Annotated in this window: 15 protein-coding genes and 1 tRNA gene; 3 read left to right on the plus strand and 13 right to left on the minus strand. The window is 63.1% G+C overall.

Features of this window, described 5'->3' with window-relative positions; all coding sequences use genetic code 11:
- Positions 1–25: 25 nt before the first annotated feature.
- Positions 26–562, minus strand: coding sequence for a Uma2 family endonuclease (locus M3I56_RS11855; RefSeq protein WP_028202987.1), 537 nt, complete (start codon positions 560–562; stop codon positions 26–28).
- A 349-nt stretch (positions 563–911) separates the two neighbouring features.
- Here M3I56_RS11855 and M3I56_RS11860 point away from each other — a divergent pair, with 349 nt between their 5' ends.
- Entirely contained in the window at positions 912–1,124 is a 213-nt protein-coding gene (locus tag M3I56_RS11860) for a hypothetical protein (protein WP_254354082.1), read from the plus strand.
- A gap of 18 nt (positions 1,125–1,142) precedes the next feature.
- On the opposite strand, the gene M3I56_RS11865 is transcribed toward M3I56_RS11860, so the two are convergent.
- Positions 1,143–1,322 (minus strand): hypothetical protein, encoded by a 180-nt coding sequence (locus tag M3I56_RS11865; RefSeq protein WP_254354167.1) that lies wholly within the window; start codon positions 1,320–1,322, stop codon positions 1,143–1,145.
- A gap of 11 nt (positions 1,323–1,333) precedes the next feature.
- Positions 1,334–1,687 (minus strand): hypothetical protein, encoded by a 354-nt coding sequence (locus tag M3I56_RS11870; protein ID WP_254354084.1) that lies wholly within the window; start codon positions 1,685–1,687, stop codon positions 1,334–1,336.
- A 59-nt stretch (positions 1,688–1,746) separates the two neighbouring features.
- Here M3I56_RS11870 and M3I56_RS11875 point away from each other — a divergent pair, with 59 nt between their 5' ends.
- A complete protein-coding gene (locus M3I56_RS11875; protein WP_028202984.1) occupies positions 1,747–1,965 on the plus strand; it encodes a hypothetical protein in 219 nt (72 codons plus the stop codon).
- 53 nt (positions 1,966–2,018) lie between these two features.
- On the opposite strand, the gene M3I56_RS11880 is transcribed toward M3I56_RS11875, so the two are convergent.
- The 6 genes from M3I56_RS11880 to rpoD all read right to left on the minus strand — a co-directional run bounded on the left by M3I56_RS11880 (position 2,019) and on the right by rpoD (position 9,697).
- On the minus strand, positions 2,019–2,771 hold the full coding sequence (locus tag M3I56_RS11880) for an IclR family transcriptional regulator (protein ID WP_254354086.1): 753 nt from the start codon (positions 2,769–2,771) through the stop codon (positions 2,019–2,021).
- Between the two features lie 68 nt (positions 2,772–2,839).
- Positions 2,840–4,006, minus strand: a complete 1,167-nt coding sequence (locus M3I56_RS11885; RefSeq protein WP_254354087.1) for an acyl-CoA dehydrogenase family protein — start codon at positions 4,004–4,006, stop codon at positions 2,840–2,842.
- Between the two features lie 35 nt (positions 4,007–4,041).
- Entirely contained in the window at positions 4,042–5,343 is a 1,302-nt protein-coding gene (locus M3I56_RS11890; protein WP_254354089.1) for a CitMHS family transporter, read from the minus strand.
- 119 nt (positions 5,344–5,462) lie between these two features.
- A complete protein-coding gene (locus M3I56_RS11895) occupies positions 5,463–6,620 on the minus strand; it encodes a CaiB/BaiF CoA-transferase family protein (RefSeq protein WP_254354090.1) in 1,158 nt (385 codons plus the stop codon).
- A 414-nt stretch (positions 6,621–7,034) separates the two neighbouring features.
- Positions 7,035–7,122 (minus strand) — tRNA-Ile (locus tag M3I56_RS11900).
- Between the two features lie 166 nt (positions 7,123–7,288).
- Positions 7,289–9,697, minus strand: a complete 2,409-nt coding sequence (rpoD, locus tag M3I56_RS11905) for an RNA polymerase sigma factor RpoD (protein WP_254354092.1) — start codon at positions 9,695–9,697, stop codon at positions 7,289–7,291.
- Here rpoD and M3I56_RS11910 point away from each other — a divergent pair.
- Entirely contained in the window at positions 9,579–9,818 is a 240-nt protein-coding gene (locus M3I56_RS11910; protein WP_169739095.1) for a hypothetical protein, read from the plus strand. The genes rpoD and M3I56_RS11910 overlap by 119 nt on opposite strands.
- Positions 9,819–9,839: 21 nt before the next feature.
- Here the strand turns inward: M3I56_RS11910 and dnaG are convergent, their stop codons facing one another.
- The 4 genes from dnaG to M3I56_RS11930 form a co-directional block, all read right to left on the minus strand.
- Positions 9,840–11,720 (minus strand): DNA primase, encoded by a 1,881-nt coding sequence (dnaG, locus tag M3I56_RS11915; protein WP_254354094.1) that lies wholly within the window; start codon positions 11,718–11,720, stop codon positions 9,840–9,842.
- 121 nt (positions 11,721–11,841) lie between these two features.
- A complete protein-coding gene (locus M3I56_RS11920; protein ID WP_254354095.1) occupies positions 11,842–12,288 on the minus strand; it encodes a GatB/YqeY domain-containing protein in 447 nt (148 codons plus the stop codon).
- A gap of 225 nt (positions 12,289–12,513) precedes the next feature.
- Complete coding sequence (gene rpsU / locus M3I56_RS11925) at positions 12,514–12,726, minus strand: 30S ribosomal protein S21 (RefSeq protein ID WP_013434742.1); 213 nt, start codon at positions 12,724–12,726, stop codon at positions 12,514–12,516.
- Positions 12,727–12,868: 142 nt separating this feature from the next.
- On the minus strand, positions 12,869–13,846 hold the full coding sequence (locus M3I56_RS11930) for a universal stress protein (protein WP_254354096.1): 978 nt from the start codon (positions 13,844–13,846) through the stop codon (positions 12,869–12,871).
- Positions 13,847–13,901 lie beyond the last annotated feature (55 nt).

The following is a 13,901-nucleotide window of genomic DNA, read 5'->3' on the forward strand; positions in this document are numbered from 1 at the left end:
GCGTCGACTGACGCTCGCCTTTGGATCAGTGCGAAGACGGGGCGAACGCTTCGAAGTACATGCGCTCGAGTGCGAGCGTTATGCCGAACTGCGAAGTTTGCCGCAGTCCATTGGCGCCACAGAATTGCAGCTCTCCGCGCTGGCCGACAACGATGACCTCCTGGGCGCCGCCCTCCAGGTACGCCCTGACCCGCGCGCCGATGTCATGCGCAAACTTGCGGTCAAGGAGCACCTCGACGCACAAATCCGGCACAAACGGAACGGGATCGTCCCGGTCAAACCCTTCCCACTTTTCAGGCGGCATCCAGACGACGTCAGGTACGCGGATGCCAAATGACGGTGTCGCTACGGCAACCGACATCGCGGCCACGTGACCAATCTGCTCGGCGATCTGGCAGTACACGTCGGTGAGAACAATCTGGCGCCGTGCCGAGGGTTGAGGATGCGGCACCGCTTCACCGCGGCCATCGAGTTCACAGCATTCCCACGCCCCGGAATCAGCGCTGGGGTGCATCCGACGCCAGGTCGCTACCAGCCCGTCCTGCTCGAGAAGAGTCGACACAACCACAAGCCTCCGATAGGGGAATTATCTAAGGGTATTCCCTTTGTCGATTGCTGAAAAGCCATTGTTTCTGTGCATTGCACCATAGACTACGCAGTATGCATGGATTCGATTTTGCGCCGTTATCGGTGCCATATCTGGAGGTCTTGCGCCAGAGCCACATGGCGGCGTCGCGGCCGAATCTGACTGGCAATCGTCTTTATTGTGCAACGCATCAACGTCATTACAAAGGGTAATATCGGCGTTTGGTATTTAGCTCTTGCCGAAGTCGCATTCTGCGCGCGCGTCGGTGAAGTGTTACCGTAAGAGTTTGTCGAGTGCGCCCCGGCGCTTGAACACGAGAAGTGCAATGGAAATCGATGCGGAGACTTTCCGGCGACTGCGCCGTCTCGCCCCCGTCGTTGACGACGTTCTCAACGCCGGGGAAGTTGAACATGCGGGCCAGGCTGTGAATCTCGCGGCACTCGCGCAACTATGCTCGACCCTCTTCGACGCTTACTGCTCGAAGCATCCCGAGGAGACCGCGCAAGCCAACCTCGACATGCTCGAGTCGCAAAAGTAGCGGCCGGCGGCGCCAGGGTCACTGCGCTCCCGGATGCGCCAGGCCCGCTTCCTCGATAATCTGCTCGTATTTTTCCGCGCCGACTACGTCGCGGTACTCCTGCTTCAGCCGGATGAGCGCCTGCGCCGTTCTGGAAATCACACCGCAAACTTCCAACTGCTCAGCGTGCACCAGGGCCTGCCCCAAAGTCATGGCCACGTCAGTATTCCTTATTGCAGTTGAACAGCCATCAAGTCGTTGACGAACGTGGGCTGGGCCGAAGCGAACTCCATCAGGTTGAGGAAGCCCTCGCTGAGCGCAAACGCCTCCAGCGCATCCTTGCCGCTGTCAGCCTTGATGCGGCCGTAGCTTTCGACCATCTTCAGGTCGGTAATCAAGTACACCATCTCCACCTCTTTCTGTCCGGGTGCCTGGAGTCGTTGTCCACTCAAGGATTCTTTCGAAGAGTACGTAGCGTCACTTAAATCGAGCTTAAACAAGGCCGACAGGACGAAAGCCTTGCCGGGCCGCGATTTAAAAGCGCACGCTGCCGCCACGGCGGCTGACGGCACGCCATCGTCCATGAGAGAAGTTAAGATGAGAGCGAGATAGGCAACGGCTCCCCTCTTCAGGCACCAGAAAGATGGAACGAGAGACATACAAAGGCTACGACTTGTGGGGTCACGCCATCGCGCAACAGGCAGAGCTGCTGACGCCAGAGCGCTACGCGGGGGGCGGGACCATCATCCAGGGTAACAAGCTCATCTGCACTTCCGGCGTCCTGGATCTGTTCGATTCGGAGGAGGACGCGCAGGACGCGGGAATTGCCTGGGCAAAGGCGTGGGTCGACACGCACGGCTAGCGCGCAGGTTCCCTGGGTACTGGATCAGTACGTCAGCGTCACAACGCTGCCGCTCAGTCCGCCTCGCTTTTTTGCCAGGTCAAAAGAATCTGCTGCTTCGCCGTGGTCAGCGTTGCCACGTGCTCGCTCAGTTGCTCGCGGATCCGTTCGGTCGGGCCGCCGATCGAGAGTCCGTACAGGTCGCCGCCGAAATCGAGAGCGACGGCCACCGCCGAAAGCTCGGGCGCACTCTCGCCAATATTCGCGTACCAGCCTCGCTCGTGCGCCGAACTGACCTGATCGATGAAGGTGGCGCAGTCGGCGACCGTGGCAGCCGTGAATCGCTCGAAATGGAGCTTTGTGCAGAGTGCTTCGCGTGTCGACGCGTCGAGTTCGCCGCAAATCACCTTGCCAATCGAGTTTGCATGCAACGGGCGCAGTGACCCGGGCGCGCATGCATAGCGCACGGCCTTCTCCGATTCGACCACGTCGAGATAGATGATCTGCGTGCCATGGATCTTGCCGAGCACGATGGTTTCTCCCGTCGCGTCGCGCAGCTCGACCAGCCGGGGATGCAGCATTTGCACCACCGGATCGACGGCATTGATCGCGTTGGCGAGCAGTTGCAGACGCCGCGTGGGATAGTAGCCGCCCCGCTTGCGCACTTCGTAGAGATAGCCACGGCTCACGAGCGTGCGGGCAAGCGCGAGGCAACTCGACGACGGCACCTCAAGAAGCCGCGCCATTTCGGCAAGGGCCAGCGGCCTCTGTTCGGCGGCGAAGAGCTCGAACAGGTCGAGCGTGCGGGCAACGAGTTTGACGTCCATGGGTCGGGCGTGGGTCGGGCGTGGGTCGGGCATTGGATCGCAAGGCGGCGCGATGCGCCTTGCACTGTTCAGTAAGACTTCGGCAGCCCGAGCACCTTTTCCGCGATGAAGCACATGATCATTTGCGGGCTGACGGGCGCGAGCCTTGGAATCATACACTCCCGCAAAAAGCGTTCGACGTGGTATTCCTTCGCGTAACCCATGCCGCCCAGCGTTGCAATTGCCGTCTGGCACGACTGGAACGCGGCTTCGGCGGCAAGGTATTTTCCGGCGTTGGCTTCGGCGCCGCACGGCTCGCCCGCGTCATACAGCGTGGCGGCCTTCATCACCATCAGGTTCGCGGCCTCGAGCGCCATCCACGCCTGCGCGAGCGGATGCTGGATGGCCTGGTTCTGCCCGATAGGACGTCCGAACACGACACGGTCCTTCGCATACTGCGTTGCGTGGCGCAACGCCGCCTGGCCGAGCCCAACCGCTTCCGAGGCGATCAGGATGCGCTCCGGATTCAGGCCATGCAGCAGATAGTGGAAGCCCTTGCCCTCCTCCCCGATGCGGTCGTCCACAGGCACGCGCAGGCCGTCGATGAAGAGCATGTTCGAATCGACGGCCTTGCGGCCCATCTTCTCGATCTCGCGGACTTCGACGCGCGTACGGTCGAGGTCGGTATAGAAGAGGCTCAGACCATCGGTCGGCTTCGCCACCTGATCCAGCGGCGTCGTGCGCGCGATGATGAGCATCTTGTTCGCGACCTGCGCCGTCGAGATCCAGATCTTGCGGCCGGTGACGACGTAGTGATCTCCGTCGCGCACCGCCTGCGTTTTCAGGTGCGTCGTGTCGAGGCCGGCGTCGGGCTCGGTCACAGCGAAACACGCTTTGTCGCGGCCCTCGATGAGCGGCGGAAGAAACCGCTGCTTCTGCGCTTCGCTGCCGAACACCTGCACCGGATTGAGTCCGAAGATGTTCATATGCACGGCCGACGCGCCCGAAAGCCCCGCACCGGACGCGCTGATCGTGCGCATCATCAGCGCCGCCTCGGTCATGCCGAGCCCCGAGCCGCCGTAGTCCGGCGACATCGCAATGCCAAGCCAGCCGGCATCGGCGAGTGCGCGGTGAAAGTCGTGCGGGAAGCCGCCTTCGCGGTCGCGTTCGAGCCAGTAGCTGTCGTCGAAGCGCTCGCAGATCTTTTCGATTGCAGCGACGATCGACTGCTGGTCTTCATTGAGGTTGAAATTCATGCGGACTTCCTCTCGAGGCATAAACGAAAACGGTATTAGAGCGGGAACACGCCCACCAGCACCGCGGTGAACACCATCAGCACCGTGGCGGCGAACAGAAATGGAATCGTGAACTTCTGATGCTCGGCGAGTTCCACGCCCGTCAACCCGACGATCAGGAACGTTGCCGGCGTGAGCGGGCTGACGGGAAAGCCGGTGGTCATCTGACCGAGGAGCGCCGCCTGCGCCATCTGCACGGACGGCACACCCAGCATTTCCCCGCTCTTCGCCAGAACCGGCAGGATGCCGAAGTAAAACGAATCGGGGTCGAAAAGCAGGCTGAGCGGCATCGAAACAAGTCCCAGCACGAATGGCATGTGGCGGGCGTGATCGGCGGGCACATGCTGCACGACGACTTCGGCCATGGCATTGAGCATGCCGGTGCCGGTCATGATGCCGGTGAAAGCCCCCGCCGCAAGCAGCACGCTCGCCATCATCAGGGCCGCCTTCGCATGCGCGTCGACGCGTTCGCGCTGCTGGTTCACATCGGGATAGTTGATGACCAGCGCCAGCGCCGTGCCGATCATGAACATGACCATGGGATCGACGATGCCCGACACGAGCGTCACGAGCACGACCAGTGTCAGCACCAGATTGATCCAGAAACGCTCAGGCCGGCGCAGCGCGAGTTCCTCCGGGGTGAGCACACGCGGCGTGGCGGCAATGCCGGCCGCATGTTCGCGTGTGAGACCAAGGCGCTTTTCCTCGCGCTTGCCGAGCACGTAGGCCGTGCCGAACACGAAAACCAGACCGACGATCTGCACGGGAATCATCGGATAGAAGATCACGGTGCCCGGAATATGCAGGGCCGCGGAAGCGCGCAGCATGGGCCCGACCCAGGGAAGGAAGTTCACGCCCGCGGCCATCGAGGCGACGCACGCAAGAATCCGGCGGTCGAGACCGAGGCGCGTATAGAGCGGCATCATCGCAGGCAGCGTGACGAGGAACGTGACGGCGCCCGACCCATCGAGGTGGATAAGCAGCGCAAGCAGTGCGGAACCCATGACAATGCGCGGAGGATGGCAGCCCACCACGCGCAGCACGCCGTTGATGATCGGGTCGAGCATTCCCGCATCAGTCAGGATGCCGAAGAAAAGAATCGCAAAGACGAACATGCCCGCAACCGGACCGATGTTCTGCACCCCATGAACGATGAACTTCGCGGTGGAGAGCCCGAATCCCGCAGCCAGCGCGGCGACGATGGGCACGGCGATCAGTGCGACGAGGGGCGAGAGCCGCTTCGTGATGATCAGCGTGAACAGGGCGATGATCGCGAGCGTTCCGATTAGCGCGAGCATGAACCAGTCTCCCTGTGCGTGAGGCTGCTTGCCTGGTGGGTAAGTGCCATTTCAGTCTCCTGCGCGGCGTTGCGTGCGCCGCCGTTGTGGTGATGTCCGGCTGCCTGTCGATGCGCTGGCTAGGTCTCGCGTGTTCGCTCGCCGAAGACCTGCGCCGCGTGTTCGTCGAGTGCCGGCGGCTTGCTCCGGTAAGTGGCCGGCGTGCGGCCAAGCTTGATCGGCGATGCGATGCCGCGGTAGGTCCCCATCTCGACCATCATTGCGCGGTGGTCGACGTGGGGATGCGCGAGCGCCGCCCCCACGCCAAGCACCGGCGCACATGGCACGCCGTGGCGCACGAGCAGGTCGGCAAGCTGTGGGCCATCCCAGCCGGCGAAACATTGTTCGAGTTCCGCGCGCAGTTCGTTGCGGTGCTGGCTGCGCGAGCGATTGTCGGCAAAGCGTGGGTCGTCGGCGAGGTGCGCTACGTCGATCAGCCGGCAGAGCGCCCCGAACTGCGTGTTGTTGCCGACCGCGAGGAAGATGTCGCCGCTGCCGGTGTGGAACATGTCGTAAGGCGTAATGTTCGGATGGGCGTTGCCGGTGCGCTGCGGCTCCTTGCCGGAGTAGAAGTAATTGGGCGTGTGCGGATGGAGGATCGAGAGCGCGCAATCGAACAGCGTCGATTCGACGAACTGGCCCTGCCCGCTAACCTCGCGTTCGCGCAACGCCATCAGGACGCCGAGGGCGGCATTGAGTCCCGTCACGAGATCGACGATCGGCACGCCGACACGTAGCGGTGCACCACCTGCCTCGCCGTTGACGCTCATGAGCCCGGTCATCGCCTGGATCGCCGCGTCGTAGCCGGGCAAGGCGCCGAGCGGACCGTCCGCGCCGAAGCCGGACACGCGGCAATGCACGAGCCGGGGAAAGCGCGTGGCGAGCACGGTGTCATAACCGAGCCCCCATCGCTCGAGCGTGCCGATCTTGAAGTTCTCGACCAGGACGTCGGCCGTTTCGAGCAGTGCGAGCAGCCGTTCGCGCTCCGCAGGCTGTGTGAGATCCAGCACGACGCCCAGCTTGTTGCGATTGACGCCCTGAAAGTACGAAGCGGTCTCGCCATCGAACGGCGGCCCCCAGCCGCGCGTTTCATCGCCGCCAGGCGGCTCGATCTTGATCACTTCCGCGCCATGGTCGGCGAGAATCTGCGTGCAGTATGGGCCGCCGAGGACACGGGACAGGTCCACGACGCGCAAGCCGTGTAGCGATCCGGCCGTTGAAAGTGAAGGAATGTCCATTTTTATCTGCACTACTGATTGATGAGAACTGAGATCGCGCAATCACCCATGCCGGTGCGGCCGGCTGGTGAACAGCCGACAGGTATCCGGCAGTGGAGAACCGTTACGTCGTGCGTGCCGGCTCAACGCGAGTGTACGCATTGAAATTCACTGAGGTGAATGAATATTCACACACAGGAATATGAGAGGTCAAGCCGGATCCCAAAAAGCCGCCCCAGGAATGTCCCTGGTGCTGGATGGCCAACGCCCGTCGCCCTGCCGGCTTTTATCGGCTGCAGGGGTGAGCCCGGGGAGAACAAGGCAGAAACGGGAAAGGCAACGGAAAAGGTCGATCCGACCAGATGAGAGGAATTCTGGAGCGGTCAGGGTTTTGCGGAGCGAGAGGCTGAAGCAACATGTAATCGCTGAAACCCTTGGTGGGCCGGGTGGGGTTCGAACCCACGACGTCCTTTCGGAGGCGGATTATGAGTCCGCTGCCTGCAACCAACACGGCGTCCGGCCCACGAAGCTACGAAGCGTAGCGACAAACGAAACTACGATGACGTGTCAACAAAAAAGCCCGGTCTACCCAAAGGCCGGGCTTTTCGACGACAGGCCGACATACTACACGAAAGCGGGTCGGCCTGGCCATCGTGCACGTGACTTACGTGCATTAAATCTAACCAGACTCAATTCCCTTCGAGGAACGACTTGAGCTTGTCCGAGCGGCTCGGGTGGCGCAGCTTGCGCAGCGCCTTCGCTTCGATCTGGCGAATGCGTTCGCGCGTCACGTCGAACTGCTTGCCCACTTCTTCGAGCGTGTGATCGGTGCTCATCTCGATACCGAAGCGCATGCGCAGCACCTTCGCCTCGCGCGGCGTGAGCGAGTCGAGCACATCCTTCACGACGTCGCGCATCGAAGCGTGCAACGCGGCGTCGGCAGGCGCCACCGTGTTGTTGTCCTCGATGAAGTCGCCCAGATGCGAATCGTCGTCGTCGCCGATCGGCGTTTCCATGGAGATCGGCTCCTTCGCGATCTTCATGATCTTGCGGATCTTGTCCTCTGGCATTTCCATCTTCTCGGCGAGCGTTGCCGGATCCGGCTCGAGACCGGTTTCCTGCAGGATCTGCCGCGAAATGCGGTTCATCTTGTTGATCGTTTCGATCATGTGAACCGGAATGCGGATCGTGCGCGCCTGGTCCGCGATCGAACGCGTGATGGCCTGACGGATCCACCACGTCGCGTAGGTCGAGAACTTGTAGCCGCGCCGATATTCGAACTTGTCCACCGCCTTCATCAGGCCGATGTTGCCTTCCTGGATCAGGTCGAGGAACTGCAGGCCACGGTTCGTGTACTTCTTCGCAATCGAGATCACGAGACGCAGGTTCGCCTCGGTCATCTCGCGCTTCGCCTGGCGCGCCTTGAGTTCACCGGCCGCCATCTGGCGGTTGGTTTCCTTCAGGTCCTTGAGTGGCAGCACCACGCGCGCCTGCAAATCGAGCAGGCGCTGCTGCTGCTCGCGGATGGCCGGAATGTTGCGCGAGAGGATGCCGCTATATGCATGGCTCTCGTCGACGATCTTTTCCGACCACTCGAGGTCGGTTTCATTGCCCGGGAAACGTGCGATGAACTCCGAGCGCGGCATGCCGCACTTGTCCACGACCGTGTGAAGAATCTGGCGTTCGACCTGGCGCACTTCGTCCACCTGCGCACGCAGCGTGTCGCACAGGCGCTCGACGGTACGCGCCGTGAAGCGGATCGACATCAGCTCGTTCTGGATGGTTTCCTGCGCCTTGAGGTAAGACTTCGACTTGTAGCCTTCCTTCTCGAACGCGCGGCGCATCTTGTCGAACCATTCGCTGATGAGGGCGAACTTTTCGAGCGAGGCACGCTTGAGGGCTTCGAGCTGCGCCGCGTTGGCCGTCGCCTGCGCCGCGCCGTCGTCCTCTTCCTCCTCCTCCTCTTCTTCTTCTTCCGCTTCTTCCTCTTCGTCCTCGTTTTCGATCTCTTCCGCTTCCTTGGCGTTGAAGCCGTCGGTGTCTTCAGCGTTGGGATCGATCAGGCCGTCGACGAGTTCATCCACGCGAATCTCGTCGTTCGCCACGCGCTCGGCCATGGCGAGGATGTCGGCAATAGTGGTCGGGCAGGCGGAGATCGCCATGACCATGTGCTTGAGGCCGTCTTCGATGCGCTTGGCGATTTCGATTTCGCCTTCGCGCGTGAGGAGCTCGACCGTGCCCATTTCGCGCATGTACATACGCACCGGGTCCGTCGTGCGGCCAAATTCGGAGTCGACAGTGGACAGCGCGACTTCCGCTTCCTCTTCCACTTCGTCGTCCGAAGAAGCGTTGGGTGCGTTGTCGTTGAGCAGTAGCGTTTCGGCGTCGGGCGCCTGCTCGTAGACGGCCACGCCCATGTCGTTGAACGTGCTGATGATGCCTTCGATCGCCTCGGTTTCCGTGAAGTTGTCCGGGAGGTGATCGTTGATTTCCGCATAGGTGAGGAAGCCGCGCTCCTTGCCGAGCTTGATGAGCGCACGCAGCTTCGTGCGCCGCTCCTCGAGTTCCTCGACGGTGCCGGGCTGCGACGACGCGAACGCGTCTTTCAGCAGCGCCTTCTCCTTCGCTCGCCGGTCGCGCGCACGGGTCGTCTTTTCGACCTTGCCCGCGGCGGGGGGGCTGTCTTCGCTCTGGTTTGCGTCGTCATCGACGGGTACTTCATTCAGCTTTTTCGTCATGGAGTTCGCCGTACCGGCTAGTGTCTCGACTCGCGGCTGCTGGACAACAGCCTCTTGAACCGTGGATGCTTGAGCCTCGCGCTCTGCCGCATCGTCCTCGACGGCAGGCACTTCCCTTGCACTTCTCGAACCGGACCGCTTCGTTGCCGGCTGCGTAGCGGCTTTCGCCGCACGGACAGGCGCTGCTCGCGCAGCCGAAACAGTCATCGACCTCTTCCGGGTAGCCGGTTCAGAACGGTTGGTGGACTCACTGCCCGACGACCGGGCGGAAGAACGGGCAACTGTGGTCGCTGTGACCTCGCTGGTCGGCTCCGTCGAGCCCTTGCCTGTTGCCTTTTTTCCGCCTGTAGTCTTTGCCATTGCCATTCCGCCCCTTGCTGGAAAACTGGACATTCACGGATTACCCCAACCCATTATGCCCACCCGGAAAAAACAAAAACAAACCGCTGAAAACCTGTTATTTTACCACGCAGGGCAATAATCCCCCCGCGCGGTCCTTCCCTTACAAACCGAGCTGACGTTTCATGTCAGCCCGCGTCTGATTCAGTGACATCAATTCGGCAAGTTCCTCAGGCGTATGTCGCGACTGCCGCGAAAGCGCGTCCAGGCGATCGCAACAGGCGTCGTACCGCATTTTCAGGATTGCCGCCGTCAATTCTTCGCTCACGAGCCGCTCCTGCTCGCGGCGCTCCTCCACCGCAGCGCCATCTTCCGGATTTTTCATCAGCAAATCCCGAACGTTTTCATCATAGTCCAGAATTTCGCGAAAAATCTCCTCGAAGGTTGGAGCATTGGCCCCATTTCTCAGCAGGTCCGAAAGCAGCTGAAATTCCACCGAGTCGCCCAGTGCCCGCGCGTGAGTGGTCACTTCCTCGAACAACTCGCCGTGGCGCGTCAGTCCGATCAGCGCCTGTTCGGCCTCGTTGTCCAGTTGCAGCACGATGCGCGGGTGCATCACGAGGTTGCGCAGCGCCTTGCGCTCGATACCGGTCACAAGGTGCCGGTCCTTGCGTGCGGGCGCCTGACGCGCCGCCTGGGCAATGCGCGCGTCGACTTCGCACAGCGCGGCCACTTCCTCGAACGGCACGTCCAGGCGGTCCGCGAACATGTGCATGATCTGCGCCCGCAGGGCGTTCGCCGGCAGCGCCTGCAGGAGCGGCTTCGCGTCGAACAGCGCCCGGGCGCGCCCTTCCGGCTGGTCGAGCTCCTTGTCCGCCAGCACCTCGTTGAGCATGAACTGGGACAGCGGCATGGCCCGCTCGACCTGCTCCGAGAACGCCTCGGTGCCGAATTCGCGCACGTAGCTGTCCGGGTCGTGCTCTTCTGGCAGGAACAGAAAGCGAATCGTGCGGTTGTCGGCCGCGTGCGGCAGGCACGCGTCGAGCGCACGGCGCGCGGCGCGGCGGCCCGCCGAGTCGCCGTCGAAGCTGAAGATCACCGTGTCGGTCTGACGCATGAGCTTCTGCACGTGGATCGGCGTGCACGCGGTGCCGAGCGTCGCCACGGCGTTCTGGAAACCCAACTGCGCGAGCGCGACGACATCCATATACCCCTCGACCACCAGAACATAGCGCTGTTCCCGGATCGCGAGGCGCGCCTCGAACAACCCGTACAGTTCGCTGCCCTTGTTAAATAGCGGCGTTTCCGGGGAATTCAAATACTTGGGCTCGCCGCCGTCCAGCACGCGGCCGCCAAAGCCGATGACCTGGCCCTTGACATTGCGGATCGGGAACATCACGCGGTCGCGGAAACGGTCGTAGCGGCGCGACTGCCCTTGCGCGTCCTGCTTTTCGCTGACGATGACGAGGCCCGCCTCGACCAGCGCATCGTCGCGATAGTGGGTAAACGCCGTTTCGAGGTTCTGCCATCCATCGGGCGCGTAGCCCAGGCCGAAGCGCGCGGCGATTTCGCCCGTGAGGCCGCGCTTCTTGAGGTACTGGATGGCGTTGGTCGCGCTGCGCAGCTGCTTGCGGTAGTAATCGCAGGCGGTCTGCATGACGTCGGAAAGCGCGGTGGTAACGGCCTTCGAGGCAGCCGGAGCATAGCCGCCCGCCGCGCCGGCCCCACCGCCGCCACCGCGCATGGGCGAAGGCTCTTGCGGCACGGTCAGGCCGACCGACTGGGCGAGTTCGTTGACAGCCTCGGGGAACGTCAGCCCCGCGTGCTCCATGAGGAAGCCGATGGCGGTGCCGTGCGCGCCACAGCCGAAGCAGTGATAGAACTGCTTGGTTGGACTAACCGTGAACGAAGGGCTCTTCTCGTTATGGAACGGACACAAGCCCATGAAGTTCGCGCCGCCCTTCTTGAGCTGCACGTAGCGACCCACCACGTCGACGATATCGACGCGGTTCAGCAGGTCTTGCAGGAACGAATGCGGAATCATCGAAGCGAGCGCGCTTGGGCAGCCGGGGCTCGCGCGGCCCGATACGTGACATACGCGTGACGTACGGGCCTCGCGGCGTCGCCCTTGGGCCGGGCCGGCGCCGTGTGCGAGCCGGGTGCGCTTACTTCGAGAGCGCGGCTTTGACGAGCCCGGACACGGCCGTCATGTCGGCGCGCCCGGCCAGCTTCGGCTTGAGCACGCCCATCACCTTGCCCATGTCCTGCGGGCCGGCTGCGCCCACCTGCGCGACGGCGGCCTGCACCTCGGCGGCGATCTCGGCGTCCGAGAGCTGCGCGGGCATGTAGGCGGTCAGGACGGTCAGCTCGGCGGCTTCCTTGTCGACGAGATCGGTGCGGCCCGCGGCCTCGAACTGGCTGATCGAGTCCTTGCGCTGCTTGATCATCTTGTCGATGACGGCCGTGATGCCGGCGTCGTCGAGCGTCACGCGTTCGTCGACTTCACGTTGCTTGATAGCGGCGAGCAGCAGACGAATCGTGGCGAGGCGTTCGCTTTCGCGCGCGCGCATCGCGGTTTTCATGTCGTCGTTGATCTGGTCTTTGAGACTCATCACTCACCTGAATTACGTTGGGGTTGCTGGAATGCAAAAACCCGCCTGGAAACGCTTCCAGGCGGGTTGGCGCAAATTCGACATGGTTGCGACCACACCAGAGGACAGCGGCGGCCGCGTTGCGCGATGTAACCAGAGGCCGCGGACCGGCTGTCCACGTCGCCGCGAGATTTACGCGAGGCCCACGCTGGAACTGCGCGGCCACGCGCCACGGCGACGCCGGAATCAGTACAGCTTCTTCGGCAACATCTGGCTGCGCAGACGCTTGAAGTGGCGCTTCACCGCCGCCGCCTTCTTGCGCTTGCGTTCAGCCGTGGGCTTCTCGTAGAACTCGCGCGCGCGAAGTTCGGTCAACAGACCGTTCTTCTCGATCGTGCGCTTGAAGCGGCGCATGGCGACTTCAAAGGGTTCGTTTTCTTTTACGCGGATGGTCGTCATTTTCCAATAACGGATCGGGGGTAAAGAGGCCTGAGTATAGCAGTTCCGGGTTTGGGCATTACGTGCCGGTTCGGGGGGAAACCCCAATTCTGGCAACCGGACCGACCGCCCCCAGAGCCTTCCCCGGCGGGGCTGCGCAGCATCACGCAGCGCCCGGCCCGACCAGCAGCAACGGCACATGCGTGATCTCGATGGCGCGCTGGGCGACGCTGCCGAGCAGCCAGCGCGCGACGCCCCGCCGGCCCTGTGTCCCAAGCGCGACGAGATCGGCCTGCCAATCCTGCGCGTCGCGCAAAACGGTGTGGGCGATGTCGTCGCGCATGCGCCCGGTGGCCACGAGGGCCGTTTCATAGGCACGGCCTGACGCGTCGAGCTGCGCGTGCGCTCCAGCGAGCGCCTTGCGCCCAAGGTCGGCGAGCGCATCTTCCAGCACCGAACCGGGCACCGGGTCGCCGGCCACGCTGCTGCGGTCCACGACATAAACCGCGCGCAGCGTGGTTTGCGGTTCGGCCAGCCGCAGCGCCGCGTCGATCGCCTGCGCCGAGGCCGGACTGCCGTCCGTCGCCAGCAGGATGCGGGCGAGCGGCGCGTGAGCGTTCGCTTCTTCGTACTCCACGGGCACGACGAGCAGCGGACAGGGCGCGCAAACCGCGAGCGCACCCGAAACCGAACCGTCGACCCAGCGCTTCATGCGCCCCTGGTGCCGCGTGCCGACGACCAGCATGTGGGCCTGCCAGTCACGCGCCGCGTCGGCGAGCGCAGGCACGACAGCGCCGGCCTCGGCGGAGAGACCGACCACCTGCCCTTCGACCAGGGCGGCTTGTCCGTTGAACGCCGACATCGCGTGCTCGAGCGTGCGCTCGGCGGCGTGGAGATATTCGTCGCGCGCCGCGCTGAGCGCGTCCGATATCCACGCATCGCCTGCGGTGTAAGCGCCGCCGGCATTCCACGCGCCTGGCGGTTCGGCCGCGCACACGATACGCACCTGGGCTTCGCGCGGCACCACACGCGACGCAAAACGCAGTGCCTGCGTCGATGCCTTCGAATCGTCCACGGCAATCATGATTCGCCGCAGTGGCCCGCGCATTTGCACGCTGTGCTGCTGTTCCTCTCGATTCACGTTTCGTACCTTTTCCTCGTGGTCAGGCATTCAAGCGTGAACCTCGGAGGCCGAG

It is taken from the genome of Paraburkholderia sp. CNPSo 3281 (genome assembly GCF_024206515.1).
Taxonomy (GTDB): domain Bacteria; phylum Pseudomonadota; class Gammaproteobacteria; order Burkholderiales; family Burkholderiaceae; genus Paraburkholderia; species Paraburkholderia nodosa.